The following is a 21245-nucleotide window of genomic DNA, read 5'->3' on the forward strand; positions in this document are numbered from 1 at the left end:
GCGGCTATCTTTCCAGCATTCGTATCACTGTCCATACTGCAAGCGTTGCAATGATTGCAACGATGGATGATCCGCCGGCATGCAGAAGCAGCACTGGAGCCCACAGAATGCCGAGATAACGATGCACCACGCGCATCCTCTTGTTACGAATTCTTTTTATGAAGAAGCCGTAACCGGCGATCATCAATAAGATCGTGAATGCGGAAAGACCGGTAAATATTTTATGATCATCTGGCTTGGTTATCAAAAAATATAAACCGTGAGCCGTGACGAGCGTTAGAATTATCCAACCCAAAAGCTTGTGCACGCCGTACAGCAATTTTCCGGTTTTTCGCACCAGCTTCGAAGGCGATTTCATTTTCTTTTTAAACCAGACCCAAGAGAAACTAGCCGCACCGAGGAACACGGCGAGCGTTCCCAGGAACTTAAAAATTTCCGCGCCACCTTCAGGCCGCTGTTCTCCGTGTGAATGCACGCTCAACCCACGTCCTTCCGGGGATGCCAAGAGGTGATCACCATTACTGTGAAAAGAAGAAATATAGAAATAGTAAGCTAAGAGCAGGACGGCAGCAGCAGCTGCTATGATTGCAGGGATCCAAACCTTTTTTGTTTTCATGGGCTGCACCTTTCATAGAGAATTGACTTCACTATAAAAGAACAAGATTAAAAACCGATTAGAATCCGCTGTGATGTTGACGGCAGACAAAAAAAGAAGAGCGCCGCAGCATGCCAGCACTCTCCTATCACTTTTTTACCCCTGCTTATCATTATTGATGTTGACCGTTGAATTTTCATTCAGCTTAATGATCCGGGATGAAATGCTGCTTATGATCCGTGCGGAAAACGTACTTGCGATCAGGCACACCCCGATGAATACAAATATTTGCGGTACCTGCGTGCTGATCACATTCTCCAATTGAATGAAATTCAGCAGCAGCGGTACGGAAAAGGAAGCAATATTTCCGCAGAACACCGCGGTGACCAGCAGGTAGAACGACTTGTTGTCCCTAAAGTGCATCCCGGTGTCGGTATCCGTGTTTTTAACCAGCAGGAAGCTGGTTACACCTCCTACGGACCCGCACAGCGTCATGGTCAGAAAATAAATCTCTCCTTCCGACAGCGCCTGAAAAAAGACAAGGCGTGCCAAATACCACAAGATCAGCAGCAATGCCACAAGACAGCCGACCTTAAACGCCGCATCGACATTGATCAGCCATAGAGGCTCCTTAGTTGGCTGGGGAGCAGCCGCCTCTTGGGAAGACGGCTGCTGAACGGCCATAGGGGCTGAATCCAGCATCGGGGATGAAGCTAAAGGAGCATGTATCGGAGTGGATGGATCATCCATTGGGGGTATCCACAATTAAACCAATGATTTTCGGAATTCCGCTCGTATCGCGAACTTCGAAACCGTCCTGGAGCTGGGTCGTCATCGAGCTGTAGTCGGAACCGGAAGCGGACGCCGACTCGAAGTTGAACGGGCCGATGCCAAACGTTGCTTTGGCGGACCATTGGGTTTGCGTCGTTGTGTTGGTCCAGTCTTTAGATGAGAATCTCAAGTAAGGCGCGTATCCTAGGACGACTCCCTTGACGACAATATTCATGAGTCCGGATTCGCCCCAGAGCGGTTTACCTGCAAACACGCTGCCCTGCGGCCAGTCGGTGTAATCCTTATACGTGGACAGCAGTCCTTCGAAGAACCAATCCCCCGGGTTGATATTCACGGTAATCACATCTTGATACGTGATCAGAATATCGTAAGAATAATCCTCTTTAAACTGTGTGGATCTGGAATCATTGGTGCTTCCGCCAAGCCAGAACCAGTCGATGGGGATGCCCACGTTGGCACTGAATTTCCATGAGCTGTCCCTTTCGGTCTGCTGCTGATCATTTAATGCGATTTGTACGTTTGCCTGCTCTGCGAACAGCGGACCTCCGTTCTTCGTAGCGATGTTATTTTGCTTGATAAGCCATTCCCGGACGTCTTTAAGCTCGCTCGTTTTAAACCGGGGAACACTTGCTGTCGTATCGTTCTCCTTGATCGTCATTTGGAACTGAGCCGTTTTTTGCAGCTCATCCGCTGAATGAGGCTCAAAAGGATCGGCGAGTGCGACCGCTTCGGTCGCATCGGCCAGCTCCTGGTAGCCGGGTCCGAACTTTTTCAGCAGCAGAGCGTTCAGCTGTTCAGTCATTCCGCCAAGCAGGGCGCCGTATGTCGTTTGCAGCGACTCTACCTTTGCCTTATAATCTTCGGTTCCCATTTGCTGGGTACGGAAGTTAGCCCAGGTCGGATCCGGCGGGTTGGTAAAATACACGCTGCACGCTTTTCCCGTTGAGTCGAGCTCCGCACAAACTTCGTTCAGCCAGTCCGAATAGATGCCTTGGTTGATTTTGGAAACGTCGCTGCTGAGGAGCGCGATTTTCGACCGGAGGTCTTCGATTTGCGTGTCCAGTGGATCGGCCGATCCCCCGCCGGAAGACGAGCCGCCGCTTCCCGAATCGCCGCTGCCGGCAGGGACGATATCCCGGACCCATTGCTGGTAAATATCGAACAGCTTATTATTAAACGCGCCGCTCCACGTTAATCCCCAGGAAGGGATCGTATTGCCTACATTATAGGCGTCCGTCAGAGCGACAACTTCAGTCTCGCTGCCCAGATGGGAGTCCACCCGTCCGGCCGCCGCTATGAAATTTTTTGGATCGCTGCCCGGCAGATGCCCGGATATCGCTTGAACGAACAATTGCCAAAAACGTGCCTGGTCCTGCGCCACCGCATTATTGCTCATCACCATTACGCCTCCCCAAACAGCTCAGCTAAGCCCTCAAATTCGTTTTCCTCATTGCCTTGAATTTTATCGTCAACCGGATTTGGATCCTCTTGAACATTTTCCTCGTTTTGATTGATTTCTCCGTTTTCGTTCATGTTTTCAATGCCTTGCTCCATCGCCTGAACATCGCTTGCCGGCGGCAGCTGCTCGTTATTAATGAAGTCGAGTCCCTGCTCATTGTTGAAATTTTCCGGCTGCACATTGTCGATATTGTCCACAAACGAACCGTTCTCCTCGAGTGCTTTCGGATCACTGGATTCCTTGATTTCCTCTTTGGTGCTGTCGAGCTTCTTCTCGACTTCCGGTTTATTCGGTTCGTTCGGCTTTTTGATTTTTTCTACGAATTCCGATATGGCCTTAAACCGCTTAGGCACAGAGGCGATGAAATCCACGACGAACACCGCAGCCATAAAGTAACCGAGGTATTTCATCGCTTTATCAACGACGGACAGCTGTACGGATGGCGGAGTAGGGCACGATTTCCGATTTCCGTCGTGACTGCCCGAAGAACCTTCCGGCGGCTTGCCGATCCGTCCAAATATGCTTTCCTTCTTTTCGGTGCCGTCGCTGTTGGAATACGTAATCGTACCGAAAAACTCATTGCCGACGTATGCATCTTTATCGTCTTTGGCTGACCGGGTAACCTGACTGAATGTCAGCTGACCCGAATGATTCACCGTAAAGTCATCCTTCGTCCAGCTGAGTACGCCGTCCTTGTAAGTGACTTTATTCAAGTCTTTATCCAGCATATCGCTGCCAATCGAGATCCCGTCGAGGCTGTCGTAAATAATGACTACGGGTCCCGTATCCGTTTTGCCGTCGGATGTGGTCATAACCGTATTGCCATAAATACCTGTCCAGAACTTCATGTCTACATTCCGCATCGCTTTAAAAGAAGCGTTGACCTGCTTCGCGGTACATGTATAGCCGTGCTGAGCCAGGAATTGATCCGGCGCCGACGTATCGGTATCCGTTGCCTTTTGCATCGCATCCTGCCAGCCGGCCAGAAGCGCGGTCTTCGCCAGGATGTCCTGGACGAAACGGTCGGACTCCGCATTCGGTTCGCTTTCCTTCAAATGGTCTTCGTAAAAATCGGTACGGGTTAGCTCAAGCACATACACTGAAGTGGTTTCATACCCTTTTTGCGCCAAAAAGTTGTTGATGATTTTGAGCTTTTCCTTATATACGGTCTCTTTGTCGCTGCCGGCCGGGGGATTCGCGTCGATTTTCGATTTGATATTGGCCAAGAGCGAAGTCCACTGCTGCTTCAGCACCTGGTTGACCTGCAGGTCAGATAAGAACAGCATAGCGTCCGCCTGCATTTTCAGCTTATCCGGATCCGTCGTATTTGGATCAAAGATTGAACCAGCGTCCGTTCCGTTTAAATGGGTGTTCACCGTCGTCACTTTTAAATTCCTCCTTCGATTCGGTTATGCTCTCAACGCCTCCATCATAACGGGCATTCCTTGCTGTCGATAAGTGACTGAAGTGTACATTTTGTCATATGACCTGGATATGACGAAAGTAACTGTTCGAGATTCTGGTTCACCGATATACTTATGGAGATAAAAAACACCGCTTCCTTTGAAGAGGAAACGGTGCTGGTGAGAAGTTCATTTTCATTTAGTTTACAGCCTCCAAGGCATGCTTCAGCAGCAGGATGGCCTTGGTCCGGTCATTCGTCCCGATTTTCTCATAAATCACGCTGATGTAGTTTTTCACCGTCCCTTCGGTGATGTACAGCGTATCGGCAATTTCCCGGTTGTTCTTATGTGCCGTAATCAGCTTGGCGATCTCAAGCTCCCTCGGGGTCAGCCCATAATCGATTCCAGGCTGCCTGGGGGCTGCTGCTGTGCGCATACGGGCAGCAAACTTGGCGGCCAGCTTGGAGGGCAGCATCAGCTCGCCCCGAACCGCCTCTTTCAATGAGTGAATCAGTTTGTCGGATGAAAAATCTTTGAGCAGGTAGCCGGACGCTCCGCTGGCAAGACCCTCAATAATATAATCTTCATTGGTAAACGTCGTTAAAATCAGAACAATCGTTTCCGGGCTCGACTCCTTAATCAGCCGGGTCGCCGTAATCCCGTTCATCACCGGCATTTCGATGTCCATCAACACAAGCTGCGGCCTCAAGCTCTTAGTAAGCTCATAGGCGGTTTGGCCGTTGTCGGTTGTCGCTACAACCTCTATATCGGATTCCAGATTAAGGATGGTCTCAAGGCCTTCCCGCACAAGCGTCTGATCTTCTGCGATAAGTATCGTTAGTTTTGACATCATTGATCCTCCCTTCTACTTGGCAGTGTGAGCACCAATAGGCAGCCTGCACCTTCATTCGTGCCGATCCGGAAGGTTCCACCTCTTCGACGGATCGTTTGCCGCATCATGGTCAGACCGAAACCAAGCCGATCCGATGCAAATGGCAAGCCGTTGTTCACCAGTGTGAACCGGACCGAGCCGTCCTCTTCCACCAGCTCGAACCGAAAATGCGTACACCGGCCATGCCTGATGCCGTTCGTGATTCCTTCCTGCAGCGCATGGCGGATCAGCTTTTCCGCTTGCGGGTCCAGACGGCCATCCGTGATTTCAATGATGTGCTCCAGTGTCACCTCAGCGTATTTTTCCGAATCTTCTATGATCTGCAGCAGGGAATCCTGGAACGAAGATGCGGCCGCTGCTTCCTCGCCCAGCATATGTACCGATTTCCTCATTTCATGGAGCCCTTTGCGAACCAATTCTGATGCTAGATTCAGCTTGTCGACCGATTCAGGGGCGCTCATGGACAACATTTTCAGACCGGCTTGAAGCTGAACGATGCTCGCCGTAAGAATATGCCCCACATGATCGTGGATTTCACCGGCAATCCGGTTGCGCTCGACGAGGACCGAGACTTCGGACATCGCTCTTGCCCGCTCCTCAAGCGAATGCTCCAGCTCAATCGTTCTTGCTTCAACCTCGCGCTCCAGGGTCTGGTTCCAGCGGACCAGCTGCAGATGCAATTCCAGCCTGGCCAGCAGCTCCTGTTTGTCCACCGGCTTCACAAGATAATCGTTGCCGCCATGCTCAAAGCCTGCAACGAGGTCGGTCATTTGACTCTTGGCGCTGAGGAAAATCATCGGCAGCTCCCCGGAATTGTAATGCCGGCGTATCTCTTGGCCCACCTGAAGCCCCGACACAAACGGCATCATCACATCCAGCAGAGCGATGTCCGGCTTGTAGCCGTTCCTGATCCATTCCACGGCTTCTTGCCCGCTTCCCGTTGACTTAAGCGCATATTTCCCTCCGAGAAATTGCAGCAGCACCTGGACGTTGATCGGGTCGTCATCGACGATAAGCACTGAAGGCAGATGTATCTGGGCTTCCGCGGGTTCCGCGGTTGTCCGGATCATGCTCCAATCCGTATGCCGATCCTGCACCACGGTGTCCTGTGATGGGAGCGCCGTCCTCGGCTGTATCCGCGGCGTTTGCGGCATCGCCAGCGGAAGCGTAAAGCTGAACGTTGAGCCCTCGCCCAATTTGGACACCACTTCAATCTCGCCTTCATGCAGTTCAATCAGCTTCTTCGTAATAGATAGCCCAATTCCGGTTCCGCCCTGCTGAGGACCGTTCATGGGATGGACCTGCTCAAACGATTCGAAAATGCGGGACAAGTCCGACTCAGCAATGCCGATTCCCGAATCCTTGATCTGAATTTTGGCTTGACCGTGCGACTTGCGTCCCGTGATCGTGACGGTTCCGGATTCCGTATACGCAATGGCATTGCCGATCAAGTTATGCAATATTTGCTGGAGCCTGTTCTCGTCCGCTATTACATATAGATCATCCGGCAGCTTATTTTCCATATGGAGTCCCTTGTTTACTGCCAGAGGCTTAAGGACTTGAAGGGTCAGGTCGACGGCAAGGCGCAAATCCACCGTCACTTTGTGCAAAGTAATCTCCTGGTGTTTGAGCTTGGAGAAATCCAGGATGTCGTTCACCAGATGGGCCAGCCTTTGCCCGCTGATTTTCATGAGCCGCAGCAGCTCGATCACGGGCAGAGGGAGCTTGCCGGAGCTTCCGTCGATCAGCGAATCCGCCAGTCCGATAATGCCGTGCAGCGGTGTCCGGAGTTCATGGGATGTTTTGGCCAGAAATTCATCTTTCAGCTTATCCAGCGTCAACAAGCGCTCTGATAAGCTCTCGACCTGGGAGAAAGCACGGGAAAATTTTTTGGATATAAGCAGGGATTGCATAAAAACAAAGCTAAGTACGCCAAATTGCAGCAGTGCCGGGGTATCCAGAATGCCTTTCCTGTTCAGCGTATCATTCAGTGCGGTCACGAAGATCAAACTAAACCCGAGGATGAGCAGCAGAGACCCTTCCTGGCGCTGACGGGCGATCCGGTAAGAAGCATAAATGGCGTACAGCACGAGGCCAATCGAATAAATCTCAAAGGGCAGCAGCGAATAATCGTAAATCCGTATATCCGTGGTAAGCACAAGCAAAGTCAAGATGAGGGTGAACATTTGTGTAACGCGTCGAACGGAACGCGACAAATATTGAGGAAACAAATAATAAATAAATGAGATCAAGAAAAACTCGCCCACGTAAACCGTTAAATAGGAAGCTTTGGCGAACCATTCCCACGAAAAACCGGGAAGGATCTCCAGAATGTATCTCGAACCGACCAGCATCGTTCGAAAGGCGATGCACATGCAGAACAACCCGAAATACAGCGGGGTAACATCTTTTCGCCTGAATCCATACAAGAACAGATGGTAGACTCCCATGACAAGCAGCGCCCCGATGACCAGGCTGTCCTGAACCAGCTCTCCTGACCTCTCCTTTTGAAGCTGCTGGGCATCTCCCAGCTCGAGAGAATTGTTGATTCCTCCCTTGGGATAAGTGAAATTGGACACCTGGATCAGCAGTGTCAAGCTCCCTTCCGGGCTGGGTTTAACCGGTACGACGATGGAGGCACCATATTTTGGAGATGTGTTTTCGGGCGTCGTTCCGGGTTGTCCGGATGAAGCCTCCAGTTCGTCATTCACCCACAAAGCGTAAGAAGAATACATATTCCGCAGTTTAATGGCCACATCGTCCGACGGGTGAAGCCCGCGAATCACCATACAGTACGTTGCATAGCCGTCCGCCGGAAGCGGTGATCCGTTCAGCCTGTGATTCGTCCAGTAGCCGGGGACTTCCACATATCCGCTGACCTCCGGTGACGTTGTGCTCTGCAAATCATCCGGCCAGAGGAGCTGCTTCCAGTAAAATTCCCAAGTCCCGTTCAGTTCGATGGATCCGTCGCTTCTAAAGTCCCATCCGGAGAGCTGCATTTCGCCGTTCTTCACAGTCAGCGAAGACGAAGCGGAGATTACCGCCGGATTCCAGGCTGCAGTGAAGACCAGCACAGCAAATACGGCAGCCCTGATGCGGCGACGCCAACTCATGCACGAAACGAAGAGGCGTCCAAGTAAATTTCGTCGCCGAGTCTGGCGTCCCCAAGCAATGACAAACGATGCTTCGATGTGAAATCTCTAGGTTCGTAACTGTTAGGCGCTTTAGTGGAGGACAGCAGTTTGAGCTGAATATACGTTTCAGCTAACAATTTGCTGCAAAAGAAGTCGCGGAAAGAAGAAGTTATCCCGAACTTTCCCTCTATAATTTCCCAATACATTCTTTTCTTGTCGGGAAAAAATGCACCATGCACTTCTTCAATGAAGCGATCGAGCATAGCCTGCATCTCCGGTGTACGATCAGCATGAAGCTGCCGGATCGCGAAAATCGAGTCATAATGGTTCCCGACGTCCGTAGACAAGCGGTCACGAAGCTTAACGAGTTGGGGACCGGATTTCTTGACATGCAGCCAAGTATCCTCCAGATTATCCAGTGACGTGGATTCCCACAGCAGCGCTTCACCGTCCGGCGCCCGAACCACCATCGCCACGTGCGACCATGGACAATGCTCCAGCTCTTCGATCCGCTGACTGCCTTTGGCGACGCCGTGTGCCAGCAAAATATCCCCCGTTTGCAGCTTAGGTTCAATTTCTTGATAAGTAACCGTTAACAATTTCATCCAGACCCCCTGCCGGTATACGAAATACCTAATTTTTTCCTTCCATGTTTATAGTAAACCCAGCCTGACAATTGTCAATAACTTGATAGAACCGGGTGTTACCATTACTCCAGAAAGCTGCGCAGAGGACGTGAACACGCAGCAAAAAAGCCGCCTGCCAGAGGCGACTTCGTTGTCTGGATTAAACTCAGGTCATTTCCCGGATACGCCGCTCCGCATCACGGATTACGCGTGCCATATTCGCGGTCATCATGTTATCGGCTTGATCGAAACCGATGTATTCATAACCGTCTATCTCCGGCTTCGCCTGACCGCTGTATCGGTCAATAAACATAGAGGTACAGGCCATTTCCTCTATCGGAGGGAGAAATTCCGTTTCCCATAAAAATAGATGAAGGTTTTTGGCTCGGGTATACGGGAACACGCCTAAATCCTTGATTTGATCCGGTAGAATGTTAAGTCCGCTTTCTTCCCGGACTTCCCGGCATGCGGTCTGCTCCGGTGTCTCTCCCTCCTCTGGCATACCTTTTGGCAGATCGTAAAACGTATTGCCCGTGGAATGGCAGGCGAGGAATACGGTACGGTTCGTGATGATGACTCCGACGGATGTTGCAGGCATATCAACATGTTCCTTTCCTGGCATGGATCATTTATTTTATCCATACGATGCTTCTGTATAAAGATCTATTCTAACCGTTTCTGAGTGATTATTATCGTTTTTCAAATCCCTGCAAAGTGCATTCTCATTGATTTCATCCAATCCGCAAGCACGCCCCTTGCCCGATGCAGCCTTGCCCTGACGGCGCCTTCCGAAATATCAAGGATTTCCGCGATTTGCTTGACCGACAGGTCCTGATAATAAAACAAATGCACAACCAGTCTTAGCGTATCGTTTAACCGGTCAACAGCCTCCTGCAGGTCGCTCGTTTGATGATCTGCGCCAAGAGCAGCTAGAGGGTAGTTCGTTTCGGGAAGCTCACCCATCACGATGGTTCGTTTTCGGAGCCGCAGCACTTGATTGCATTCGTTGATCAAAATCCGGATGATCCAAGTATTGAAAAATTCGGGCTTCTTCAACGTATTTAACGACTTATATGTCTTAAGCAGCGTTTCCTGGATTGCATCCGCACAATCCTCATCACGCTTCACAATAGACTTGGCCAAGCCGTACAGCCGTGATTCCAGTTGGCGTATAAGCTTGACAAAAGTATCGAGATCGCCCTCTTGGGCTTTTTTGACTTCCACTACCATATCCAGCAAGTTGTTTTCTCTCCTTTTCAAGCACCATTATTAAGATGGACCGGCCGCATAAAGCGTGATTTGGATTTGACAAAATACAAAGAACCAGCCGAGACGTTTTCTGCAGCTTGCGCTCCTACGCGATTTAGAATCGGAAAGCGAACTTTCCTTTTATGCGAAGCAGCTTCTCCCCTTGATTTAAGCTATAAATTCAATAAATCTTTATAAAAAAATCCATATCTTGAAACATTTTCATATTTAACGACGTCTAGTGCATGAATACCAAAACCATTTGGATACAAGACACAGGAGGGAAAACAACAAATGAAAAAATGGAGTTCGATCACGTTATCGGCCGCCGCCCTTTCGCTGCTGCTGTCTGCTGCCCCGATCTATGCGGCCCCCCAATCCATGACTGCTGAAGCGAAAATCGAAGCATCATCCGTAAGCTTGGATCCTGCAGTTGAAGCTCAATTGACAAAAGTTCTGAACAAACTCTCAGGCAGCACCAAGATCGAATTTACGAGCGTGGATAAGGATGCTAACGGCCAGCCCCTGTTTATTTACGGAAAACTCAGCGGTCAAATCGATGCCGAGTTTAACCAGCAGTATAATCCGGCAAAGAAACGGGTGGAATCAACCAGCATCATCTATAAATCTTCGAATACCAATGCGGTTATCGGTGCAGCCCTGGCCAATAAAACGGCTGCCTTCTTGAAAACCTATGACAGGGATCACAAGTTCAAAACAGAAGCTATCTGGCGTGTTTACTCCCCTTACCAGGATAATGCTCCCCGAAATTATTGGGTTCTCTGGGGGAACAACCAGAGCCTGTACATCGATCTGGATCAAGGGAACCAAATATCGGCAAGCATGACTTATTCATTAGCCTCCGTCAAAGCACAGCTTGCCAATAAAGCGAATCAGTCCCTTAAAACGCTGGGCATCAGCCTCACCAAACCGTTCGAATATGTGCTGCGCGAAAAAACCGGGGACAAGAAGTTTGTCTGGAACTTCCGGGACGATGATGATAACAATCACGTCGTCATCGGGGCAAAAACCGGTAAGGTCTGGGAGATCCAAAATTTACTCGGCCAGGATTGGACGAACGACCAGGACTTCGCCAAATCCTTTGCCAAGCCCGTTCTCAGCAAAAACCAGGCCCTGTCCGCGATCAAGCCCAAAGCCAAGGCTGTGTTCGGAATTCAAATGAAAGGGTACTCGGTGCAAATCAAGAAGAACGAATACATCTTTACAAAGAAAGGCGCAGCCACCATTACCGGAAAGATTAATAAAAAAGGAAAGTTTTATTTCCTTCAGATGACACCGGTGAACGGCATTCGAAACTGATCTCCGGCAGGAGCCTTAGGGCTCCTTTTTTGCTGCAAGAGAACGGATAAGCCAGATCGAAACATGCTCAGGTCAAAATACCCTAACAAAGTCATCCATCCCCCTTACCTGTTCGGCGCAATCCGCCGCGCACACCGATGACCGATCCACACGACAGGCAGCACGGTAGCAGCACCAACGGGGATGCTCCAGGCGAGGTCTGAGCCATATACCAAGCCTGCATCCAGCAGGCGGTAAAATAAGTACATTGAATACGGAAGTGTAACCAACACCGCGGTCACCACACCAGGTGTATATCTCCGAAGGTATATACTCTGCCCCACATGCGTAAATACATGGATAAGCATAATCGTATTAAAGCCTGTAAACAGAAGCATCCAACGATGCTCGGCGGCCAAATATGTAAAAGGGATGAATAAGATAAACTCGAAAAATACGGCTACTGCAAACTGGGAACCGGTGATATTAGAGAAATCTTTGAGGATCCGGCCCGCGCGGTCAGGGACGATCCGGCTGACCTGATCATAATTTCGCCTCATCCAGCCTTCCACCGTAATGATTTCTTCAAAATCGTGAATCATAAATGCAGCAAGAAACAACCATATGAGCGAATTGATGCTCACTGCTTCGTCGATAGCTTCTAACATGCAAGCTTCTCCCCCGTTTCTGCCAAAGTCTCGCTAAATATATTATCGGGCCAGGCGGGATAATGCTCAAGCATCGTATCGTTTTCCAAGCCTCCGATGTGAAGGGCAATGCTAAAGCTGAATCCTAGTCATCACTTTGGCAGGGAAAATGGAATGGGATGCATGTCTATCGTTAAAACAGCCGCCCTTTCGGGCGGCTGTTTAGCATACTCGCACTATTCGCTTGTATTCGCTTTTTGATCGTTTTTAAGCCTACAGTTGTGCAGCGATTTTATATGCCGTTTGCTCGCCGTTAGCAATACAATCCGGAATGCCGACACCATAATAGGAACATCCGGCAAGATAGATGTTCGGGAACCGCTCGGCCATTTTCTGTTCAAGCTCCTTGACGATGCTGTGGTGCTTGATATGATAATTCGGCATCACATTATGCCACTTCGTGACCTCGTGGGTGACCGGCTCGCCAGTAATCCCCAGGCTCTTACGGATATCTTCCAGCGCAACGTTCAGCAGCTCTCCCTCGCTTAACTGAACCAGCTCATCGTAGCGTGGATTGCTGCTTTTGTAAAAGAGTCTGACGAGCAGCTTACGTTCACGGGAGGTATGCTCCCATTTCCGGCTTGTCCATGTGCAAGCATTGCACGTAATGTCGCTGCCATCGGCCGTAATAAAGCCCGTGCCGTCTGCAGGCAGCTCGGCATCCGGAAGATCGAAGCCGACGTATACGCTGATCATGGAGCTGTTCTTCAGCTGGTTGAAATCCTGGTCCAATACCGGATCCGCAAGCAGCTGCTGCGCCGCATAGTGCATCGTGCCGAGCACCACATAGTCAGCATCAATCACGCGGCCGTCTGCCAGCGTCACCGCATAACGGCTTCCATCCTTAGCCACGGATTCGGCCCGTACCCCCTTCACGATCTCCGTTCCGGTCAGCTGCTGCTCTAAGGCATCAATCAACGCTGAAACACCGTTTTGGAAGGACATGAACTTTTTTTGCCCGCCGCTTTGAAATTTTGCGCGATTTTCGGAAAGTCCTTTGATCAGGCTTCCGTATTCGTTTTTATAATCGATCAAGTAAGGCAGCGTTGATGCGATCGTCAAATCGCTCAGTTTACCTGAATAAACGCCTGACAAGACGGGCGCGATCTGCTTCTCCACGAACTCCTTTCCAAGAAAGGCTTCCAGAAACGCACCGACCGAATCATTTTTTGTGAAATGCTCATTGGGGGTATACAGGTCTTTCAGGGCTTCCACCTTGCCCTCCGCGGATACCAGCTCGGTTGTGGCAAGCGATTCGATGCTGGTCGGAATCCCAAAAACGGCATCCTTCGGTATCTGCTTCAGCCTGCCGTCCGTATAGATGTAGGAAATTCCCGTCGCATTATAGACGACCTGATCCGCCAGGTTCAGTTCCTGAATCAGCGGAGCCACATTCGTTTTCCGGGTCACGATCGAATCGGCGCCGGATTCCATCGTAAAACCGCCGTCGTATACGGTCCGCATTTTTCCGCCCAGCGTCTGTTCCGCTTCAACGAGAATGATGTTCGCCGGCTCCGTCTGCCCGCTGTATTGATTTAAGGTCCGGCGCAAATAATACGCGGCCGACAACCCCGTAATCCCCCCGCCGATAATGACGACTGTTTTCAAGACGCTTCACTCCTGCTTCCAAGATGACTGCATGTTCAACCTTCCCGTAAATTATAACATAGTGCTTCGTACCCGGACTTCCTCATTCGTGACGTTAATCGTACAAAAAAACCGCGGAATCCCGCGGAGATTTTCGCCTGCTTCATATTATTTATGCTTAGCCTTCTTCTTAAAACGGTCACGTTCCGTATCAATATCGCCGTCCTTTTGATTGCTTTGAACGACCCCGTAAGCGACATAACTGAGCAGCCCCATAAAGACGCCGGTGCCCACAACGATGTAAATCATCGTAAAAATTTTGCCGAGTCCCGTCTTGGGCATGAAGTCCGGATGACCTACCGTACTCAGCGTCGTGATACAGAAATACAGTGCGTCTATGATAGCTAAGTTTTCTTCCGTAGTATAAAAAATCGTGCCAGAAACCAGCAACAGAACAATTAAGACAAAGAAAACCTGGAAATTTTTCAGTTTAAACGCATGAAACAGTCCGGTCAGCAGCCGTTTCAAGGTCAAGACAAAGGATATCATGGTCGTTCCGCCTTGTCATAGATATTGGTAAATGAGTCCGCGTTCGGGTGGTGATTCTCCCTTAATATTCCCCCTTTTCCATCCAATAAACCGTGACTTGAGCACGAACTTTGGGGTAGCGTTTTTTACTTTGGCTTAACCTAACGCAGGAGATTTTCACGACCATGGGTCCGGAAAATCATTTATAATGAAAAAGACCTAAACAGAGAAGGCTCGTAGGAAGGGAGTTATGTTATGAAACATTTAGCTGTGTATTGCGGATCAAGTTACGGTGCGTCGCCGGCGTATCGGGAAGCGGCAGTCGAGCTGGGCAAAGAAATGGTACGCCGCGGGTTAACCCTGGTTTATGGGGGATCCAGCGTAGGGATCATGGGCGTACTGGCCGATACGGTCATTGCTGAAGGCGGGCAGACCATCGGCGTCATTCCACAGGTGCTGGTAGACCGGGAAATTTCGCATCAAGGGTTGACCGAGCTTCACGTGGTCGGCACGATGCATGACCGGAAGTTTAAAATGGCGGAGCTCGCCGACGCATTCCTCGTGCTTCCGGGTGGACCGGGCACGATGGAGGAGTTTTTCGAGGCGTTCACGTGGGCCCAGATCGGCATTCACCGCAAGCCCATTGGCATGCTGAACGTGAATCGTTATTACGATCCGATGATCTCCCTGTTTGAGCATATGGTACGGGAACAGTTCATGCAGCCGCAGTACCAATCTATGGCCATCATTGAGCCAAATGTGTCTGTATTGCTGGACATGATGAGTAAATATGAAGCCCCTGCCGTTAAAAGTTATGTTAAATAAGCCTTAACATACAGACAGCCGCAGTCCGGAGACTGCGGCTGTTGTTCAAGAGGCAACCCGGGTAATGGCAATCCCAGGCTCGATCACGTAAAACGACTAGTATCGTCTTTGGTTAAGCGGGGTATCCACTTTGCTTTGGAGATGTGCCAAGCGGACCATAATGGTCGCCGCTTCAGCCTTGGTGACCGGCTTCGCCGGGTCGAATTTACCCCCCGCGGCGTCCATCAGTCCGAGCTTCAACATAAGCGCAACAGCGCCTTTGTCCTGGATCGTATTCGCGTCGGAGAGGGACAACGCCTGTGCATCCTGCTGGAAGAACTTGGACAGGCGGTTGTAATGCAGAGCCGTGGTCAGGCTGGTGGCCACCGCTTCACGGGTCAGCTTCTGCTCCGGATGCAGCTCCGAGGATTTCAAGTCTTTCAGCCAGCCTTTATCCGTGAATAGCTGTACCGCTCCCGCGATCGGACTGTCGGCTGGAACGTCGGTGAAGACTGGTTGATACTGGCCCCCATAATAGTTTTGATCCGGGTAAACCCCTTTTGCCATCATTTGGATCCAGTCCCCCAAAGTCAGCTCCGCATCGGGATGGAGCAAGCCATCTTCACCAGGCGACAACACGCGGTATTCGAGCAGCGTCGCCAAATCCTTGCTTGCCGCGTGGTTTGCCGCATCGCTCGGAAGCGCAGCGCTCTTGTCCTTGTTCGAAACGGGCAGCAGACTTGATGCTTCGGTTTTCCCTGTAACCCCATCGATATATCCTACGTTCCGGTCTCCGTTCAGCGTTGGAACATACGCCAATCGAACAGCCGGCTCCACGTACGTGTTATCCACTGTGTAGCCGCCGCTGCTGATGTACCGCAGCTCCACGCTGAGATCGTCCAGCAGGCGCTGCTGTGCGTCTTTCGCTTCAACTTTTGCTGTCAGATTGTCCAACGCTTTGATATCTTTATCCGACAGGTAGGTATCCGCATTGTAGCTTACCAACTTGCCGCTGCCGTCGATGGAGACGCTCACCGTCATTCCGTTAACAGGCAAGTCCTTGTAGAAACGCTGGAACACAAATTGGTAAACCGTCTTCGATGCCGGATTCAATGTTTTGGCATCTGACAGCTTCAAAACTTCGGCAGCATTCGGATAATGGGCCAGCACCAGCTCAATGGCTTTCGCTTGTGCCTGGGCTTCTGTCACGGACGGAGCGGTAGCTTTAGCCGGTTCGGCATCCGGATACTGAAACTCATGGTAGCTCAGCAGCTGCCCTGTGTCGGCGTCCACGTACGCGTACTTGCTGTCATCGCGGTTTATTCCGGCAGTTCTTTTGTTCCAGTTCAAGCTCCAAACTTGCTTACCGGTGCCGCCCCAATAATTGCTGAGATTTGATTGGATCTGGTAATCCGGGCCCGGGGCAATGCCTTGAAGCCGCTGCAGCACTTCGTCCGAAGTCAGTTGTCCGCCTTTGTTCGGGGTGAATACTTTACCGGAAGCCTTTAAAGCGGTATAGCTAACCGCTTGGCTTGGGCCTTCCAAATCCTTACCAAAAATGGTATCGATCCGCTTTCCGGAATTGGCATCCATCGGCTCCAATGTCCGGTCTGGAACATAGCCGATCTTCCATTCCCGGTTGGCAGACGTATCGTACAGCGAGGTAGACGGTATGTACGCTAGCGTTACGGACAAGCCCTGCTCAAGTCTCTTCTCAGCATCGTCCTTGCTGATGGCTGCTTTCGCCGCCGGATAATTTCCCTGGTAAGTATTACGGTTAAAGCGGACGATATTTCCGTTGCCATCCACGTCCAGGCTCACATACTCGTTGTCGGCAGGAATCCCATTGACGTCAACCGTGTAAGAAAATGAATACTGAACCGGTCCGAACAAAGCCTTGCTGGAAGAATAGAGATACTGGTTTGACGGTTTCATCGTACCTGCTTTAATGGAAGGAGCCGCTTTGGGTATAAACGCCTCGGCGATTTTCTGAGCTTCCTGCTCGGAAACCGCCGGCGGGTAATAGGCTGTGTTGGAATCGTCTAACGGGTACATATATGGATAACTATAACTGAGAATATCTCCTGTAATCGCATCCACTTCGGTACTGAAGCCCATCGAGTGGTTCCCCTGTTGAATCGTCCAATTCTGCTCCCATACCTTCTTCGTGTTGGATGGGTACACGTTCTGCTCACCATAGGTTACTCCGTTCAGCTTTGCATCTTTCAATTCAGGAAACAAAGACCTAATACGCGATTCCGCTTGGGCTTTCGTAATTTTGGCGTCGGCCGGATTGAGTCCCTTCGAGGCTGTGGAGCCGCTGTCCTGGGACGCTGATACTACGGAATCCTTCACAACGGAAGTCCCGCTGGCTGTATCCGCTGATGCCAACAAGGGCACCTGCAGCAGACTGAGTCCAAGTGTGCCTGCAAGCACCTTTTTGGCTACAGATGTGTTTCTTAAGCTCCTCTCCTTTGCCTGATTTTTTGGCATGCCCGCGGCATGTTGTTGTTCGTCCATCCTTCTTCCTCCCTGTTATACCAATATAAACCATTTTGATTATAACATGGGACGTTAGAGAATTGGCCTCCACTTTGGATTTTTCAGGAAAATTTTTGTACCGCAGCATCTTGTGCTAAGCAGAAAGTCCGTTTATGCTATAATCAGTTGAACGCCGGAAGCTTTGATTTGCCGTGAAGTTAGACACCCGTTTCCGGGCGAACATGATAACGATGGAGGAATCTACAGATGAAAAGAATGAAGACGATCGATTCCGGGAAGCCGCAAAAGGTTTCCAGCGATCCGGTTCTCGGGGGACGCAATTCCTGGAGCCGCAAGCCGATGACACAGGTAGTCAGCAATAAGAAAGCAGAACAGCGCCGATCGTGGTGCCGCAAAGGCACGGACGACGGCGCTTTTTTAATAGGAAATCAGAAAGTATACATTTAGCGGATGAATCGAACCATCCGGGACGAAGCGGGATTAATAAGCCGTCCAGCCGGCGTCCGCTGTAATGACCGTACCGTTTACAAAGCTGGAATCGTCCGAGGCGAGGAACAAAGCGACCTTCGCGATTTCATCCGGCTTGCCGGTTCTTGGATTCACGCCCATGCCGGCCATCGCTTGCTGCACGCCAAGCGCGTTCATATCCATACTAGGCGTATCTGACATAATGTTGGTCTCCACCCCGCCCGGGGCGATCGCGTTGCAGCGAATGCCGAGCTTCGCGTACTGGTAGCCGACATTTTTGGTCAAACCAATCACGGCATGCTTGGACGCCGTATAAGCTGCCCCAGCCCGGGAGCCAAACAATCCGCCGACGGATGCCGTATTGACGATGACGCCTTTTCCCTGCTTGACCATAATGGGAAGCGCTTTGCGGATTGCCCGCATCGGGCCTGTCGTATTGACGGCGAAGACACGCTCCCACAGTTCGTCGGTCACTTCGGCCGCTGCCACCATTTTATCCATAATTCCCGCATTGTTGACCAGAACGTCCAGCGATCCGTACTGATTCACTGCGGTATCGATCATGTTCTGCACATCTTCTTCCTTGGCAACATTCGCGATGACCCCAACTGCGGTACCGCCCTGCTGCTGAATTTCCGCAACGACTTGGTCAAGAGAGGCCTGGGAGATATCAGCGAGAACCAGTTTGGCGCCTTCCTTAGCGAATAAAAGAGCCATTTCCTTTCCCATTCCTGATCCGGCACCTGTAATAACCGTTACTTTGTCTTGTAGCTTCATGACCAACCTACCTCCAACCTTTGAATTAGACAACACATTGTCTATAATCATTATAGCGCCCGTCCAATTTGGCGATCAAACGTCAATCTGGCCGAAAATGTCTATTTTACAGCGTTTTCAATATCATTTGGAGGATATTAGATATATGAACAAACGAGTCACCTACACCCAGCACTACCTATCCGAGGCTTTAATCAGCCTTATGGCGGAAAAGGACTACGCTTCGATCACCATCCGCAACATTGTGGAAAAAGCGGGCGTGAACCGTTCGACCTTCTATCTTCATTATTACGACAAGGATGACCTGCTGAACCAAACTGCATCCGGCATTCTTACGGCGCTTCGCAGCGCGATGCGCAATCCTTCCTATACCCATGAGTCGGCCAGGAAGGAATATGAGGAATCCGGTAAACCGATTTCTTCAGCCGTGGCCTTGTTTGAGCATATCCGTCAGCATGCGGCATTCTACACCATCATGATGAATGTCAAGGATTTCCCTGTCCAGCTGGACCAGGTGATCAAGAGCGAACTGCTCGCTTTCACCACAGACGCGCTCCAGGCTTCCTTCTCCTCCGGCGGGATGATGGGGCTCATCTACTATTGGCTGAACCATCAAATGCAAGAGACGGCTGAGGAGATGGCCCTATGGCTTACGCGCGCTGCGCTGTATCCGCTGAATCGGCCGGAGGCGTAACCAGCAGGACCGACCTTTTTCCCCTTCTGCACCATTCTCAATGCATGCTAGCCGAACTTGATCACGAACCTATGAATCCAGTTTCTATAATCCATTTGCAGGGCTGCCGTGGCTCTCAAGCGTCTAATGAATATGATGTCACTGGTCAACGGCAGTGAAGTGGATCGTGAGCAGCGCCCCCCGACTTAAGTCCAGTTTGAGACTGGTCCACGGGCCGTTTTGTTTGAACGCATGAAAGCATACACTGTTACTATAGCAGGTTCATTACATAAGCTTACCCACTTATAACATAAGCAAACTTTTTTATAGAAACGAGGGCCGCTCTCTAGCGAAGCCCGAAATTAATCTAGGTAGAAGGTGAACAATCGTGCAAAAGAAGCGTGTACTCATATTATCCGAGGGATTCGGCAGCGGTCATACCCAGGCGGGTTATGCGCTGGCTGCTGGCATGAAGGAAATTCAACCCAATGTCCATACCAAGGTGATCGAGCTTGGCTCTTTTCTGAATCCTACCGTAGCTCCATGGATCTTGTCAGCCTACCGTCTCACGGTAAGCACCAATCCGGCCCTTGTCGGCATGCTTTATCGAAAACAGCATGACAAACCGCTGAAGCGTCTGACCGCTTTGGCGCTCCATAAATTGTTCTACAATCATACGGCTGATGTGATCCGTCAGCTGAGACCCGACCTCATCGTCTGCACCCATCCGATCCCCAGCGCAATTATCGGACGGCTGAAGGCTTCCGGACTGGACGTTCCGCTCTGCACGGTCATTACCGATTACGACGCACACGGCTCCTGGATGAACCGTCAGGTGGACCAGTTCCTCGTATCGACGGAATCCGTCCGCCGGATTTTGTTGAAACGCGGGGTTCATCCAAACAGCGTGAACGTAACCGGCATCCCGGTCCATCCGACGTTTTGGACGAAGGAAGATAAAGCGGCGGTAAGGCGGAAGCTGAAGCTGAAAAACATGCCGACGGTCTTCATTATGGGCGGCGGCTGGGGATTGGTCGCAAACAAGGAGCTGTTCTACCAGCTCGCCCAATGGAAGGATCGCGTACAGCTCGTGTTCTGTGTCGGGAATAACCAGAAGCTGCTAACCAAGTTAAAGAGCTCGCCCGCATTCTCGCATCCGAATATCGTTGTGATCGGGCAGACGAAGGAAGTCAGCAAATGGATGGATGCCTCCGACCTGCTCATTACAAAGCCGGGCGGGATGACCTGCACCGAAGCGATGGCCAAAGGGCTGCCCATGCTGTTCTGTGAGTCCATTCCGGGCCAAGAGGAGAAAAACTGCGAATATTTTGTCAGCGGCGGCTATGGTGAAGTCCTGAGCCCGCTTGTCCTGGACCGGTGGCTGCATGCCATCAGCACCGGCGGTACCGCTGCCGCACCGCACGGCTTCCGCATGAGCCCGTACCATTCCGCTCCACGCGAGGTTTACCGGCCGGAGCGGTGCGCGGAGGAGCTCGTAGAACTGCTGAACGCACGCACGGCCGGTTCAAGACCGGCGGAGCTGCGGCGCAGTCTCTGGGCCAGCATGTAACGCTGATCCGTGCTTACGATCATAAGAAAAACGTCTATCGACGTACCTTCAATGAAGACAGACCGCGTTTAGCTGAAGTTTTTCTTGCGAGATCCGGAAGCGGAGGCTCCGAATCCTATACTTTCTGATCTCTTAAGAAAAACGTCTATCGACGTACCTTCAAAGAAGACAGACCGCGTTT

At 50.8% G+C, this 21245-nt stretch carries 19 protein-coding genes; 5 read left to right on the forward strand and 14 right to left on the reverse strand.

What is annotated here, in order from left to right; genetic code table 11:
* Positions 1–4: 4 nt before the first annotated feature.
* From IAE55_RS29855 to IAE55_RS29895, 9 genes are all read right to left on the reverse strand, one after another.
* The gene (locus tag IAE55_RS29855; protein WP_200634661.1) at positions 5–616 is read right to left on the reverse strand and encodes a hypothetical protein; all 612 of its coding nucleotides are present in this window, start codon (positions 614–616) and stop codon (positions 5–7) included.
* Between the two features lie 135 nt (positions 617–751).
* On the reverse strand, positions 752–1279 hold the full coding sequence (locus IAE55_RS29860; protein ID WP_186381917.1) for a YEATS-associated helix-containing protein: 528 nt from the start codon (positions 1277–1279) through the stop codon (positions 752–754).
* 58 nt (positions 1280–1337) lie between these two features.
* Positions 1338–2783 carry a hypothetical protein gene (locus IAE55_RS29865; protein ID WP_200634662.1) on the reverse strand — a complete coding sequence of 482 codons (1446 nt, stop codon included), beginning with the start codon at positions 2781–2783 and terminating at the stop codon, positions 1338–1340.
* A gap of 5 nt (positions 2784–2788) precedes the next feature.
* Complete coding sequence (locus IAE55_RS29870) at positions 2789–4231, reverse strand: hypothetical protein (RefSeq protein ID WP_200634663.1); 1443 nt, start codon at positions 4229–4231, stop codon at positions 2789–2791.
* A gap of 217 nt (positions 4232–4448) precedes the next feature.
* Positions 4449–5099 carry a response regulator transcription factor gene (locus IAE55_RS29875; RefSeq protein ID WP_076164392.1) on the reverse strand — a complete coding sequence of 217 codons (651 nt, stop codon included), beginning with the start codon at positions 5097–5099 and terminating at the stop codon, positions 4449–4451.
* Positions 5099–8254, reverse strand: coding sequence for an ATP-binding protein (locus tag IAE55_RS29880; RefSeq protein ID WP_234489968.1), 3156 nt, complete (start codon positions 8252–8254; stop codon positions 5099–5101). The genes IAE55_RS29875 and IAE55_RS29880 overlap by 1 nt, the downstream gene beginning before the upstream one ends.
* On the reverse strand, positions 8251–8880 hold the full coding sequence (locus IAE55_RS29885) for a hypothetical protein (protein WP_105442508.1): 630 nt from the start codon (positions 8878–8880) through the stop codon (positions 8251–8253). Before IAE55_RS29885 ends, IAE55_RS29880 begins: the two co-directional genes overlap by 4 nt.
* Before the next feature lie 187 nt (positions 8881–9067).
* Entirely contained in the window at positions 9068–9499 is a 432-nt protein-coding gene (locus IAE55_RS29890; RefSeq protein WP_200634664.1) for an NUDIX domain-containing protein, read from the reverse strand.
* A 101-nt stretch (positions 9500–9600) separates the two neighbouring features.
* Positions 9601–10131: a sigma-70 family RNA polymerase sigma factor gene (locus IAE55_RS29895; protein ID WP_200634675.1), complete on the reverse strand. Its 531-nt coding sequence runs from the start codon at positions 10129–10131 to the stop codon at positions 9601–9603.
* A gap of 312 nt (positions 10132–10443) precedes the next feature.
* Between IAE55_RS29895 and IAE55_RS29900 the strand changes: the two genes are divergently transcribed.
* On the forward strand, positions 10444–11469 hold the full coding sequence (locus IAE55_RS29900) for a hypothetical protein (protein WP_200634665.1): 1026 nt from the start codon (positions 10444–10446) through the stop codon (positions 11467–11469).
* 104 nt (positions 11470–11573) lie between these two features.
* Here IAE55_RS29900 and IAE55_RS29905 read toward each other — a convergent pair whose 3' ends face one another.
* The 3 genes from IAE55_RS29905 to IAE55_RS29915 all read right to left on the reverse strand — a co-directional run bounded on the left by IAE55_RS29905 (position 11574) and on the right by IAE55_RS29915 (position 14291).
* Positions 11574–12116 carry an HXXEE domain-containing protein gene (locus tag IAE55_RS29905; protein ID WP_200634666.1) on the reverse strand — a complete coding sequence of 181 codons (543 nt, stop codon included), beginning with the start codon at positions 12114–12116 and terminating at the stop codon, positions 11574–11576.
* Positions 12117–12368: 252 nt separating this feature from the next.
* Positions 12369–13763, reverse strand: a complete 1395-nt coding sequence (locus IAE55_RS29910; protein WP_200634667.1) for a protoporphyrinogen oxidase — start codon at positions 13761–13763, stop codon at positions 12369–12371.
* Between the two features lie 147 nt (positions 13764–13910).
* Entirely contained in the window at positions 13911–14291 is a 381-nt protein-coding gene (locus tag IAE55_RS29915) for a potassium channel family protein (protein WP_200634668.1), read from the reverse strand.
* 234 nt (positions 14292–14525) lie between these two features.
* Here IAE55_RS29915 and IAE55_RS29920 point away from each other — a divergent pair, with 234 nt between their 5' ends.
* Entirely contained in the window at positions 14526–15095 is a 570-nt protein-coding gene (locus IAE55_RS29920) for a TIGR00730 family Rossman fold protein (protein WP_089547749.1), read from the forward strand.
* Positions 15096–15191: 96 nt separating this feature from the next.
* Here IAE55_RS29920 and IAE55_RS29925 read toward each other — a convergent pair whose 3' ends face one another.
* A complete protein-coding gene (locus IAE55_RS29925; protein WP_105442502.1) occupies positions 15192–17594 on the reverse strand; it encodes a YcdB/YcdC domain-containing protein in 2403 nt (800 codons plus the stop codon).
* 228 nt (positions 17595–17822) lie between these two features.
* On the opposite strand from IAE55_RS29925, the gene IAE55_RS29930 reads away from it, so the two are divergent.
* A complete protein-coding gene (locus IAE55_RS29930; protein WP_200634669.1) occupies positions 17823–18023 on the forward strand; it encodes a hypothetical protein in 201 nt (66 codons plus the stop codon).
* Between the two features lie 33 nt (positions 18024–18056).
* Here IAE55_RS29930 and IAE55_RS29935 read toward each other — a convergent pair whose 3' ends face one another.
* A complete protein-coding gene (locus tag IAE55_RS29935; protein WP_076164369.1) occupies positions 18057–18821 on the reverse strand; it encodes an SDR family oxidoreductase in 765 nt (254 codons plus the stop codon).
* A 145-nt stretch (positions 18822–18966) separates the two neighbouring features.
* On the opposite strand from IAE55_RS29935, the gene IAE55_RS29940 reads away from it, so the two are divergent.
* Complete coding sequence (locus tag IAE55_RS29940) at positions 18967–19515, forward strand: TetR/AcrR family transcriptional regulator (RefSeq protein WP_186381916.1); 549 nt, start codon at positions 18967–18969, stop codon at positions 19513–19515.
* Positions 19516–19882: 367 nt separating this feature from the next.
* A complete protein-coding gene (locus IAE55_RS29945) occupies positions 19883–21064 on the forward strand; it encodes an MGDG synthase family glycosyltransferase (protein ID WP_200634670.1) in 1182 nt (393 codons plus the stop codon).
* The last annotated feature ends 181 nt before the right edge of the window (positions 21065–21245 follow it).

It is taken from the genome of Paenibacillus sp. S28 (genome assembly GCF_016624415.1).
Taxonomy (GTDB): Bacteria; Bacillota; Bacilli; order Paenibacillales; family Paenibacillaceae; genus Paenibacillus_AQ; species Paenibacillus_AQ favisporus.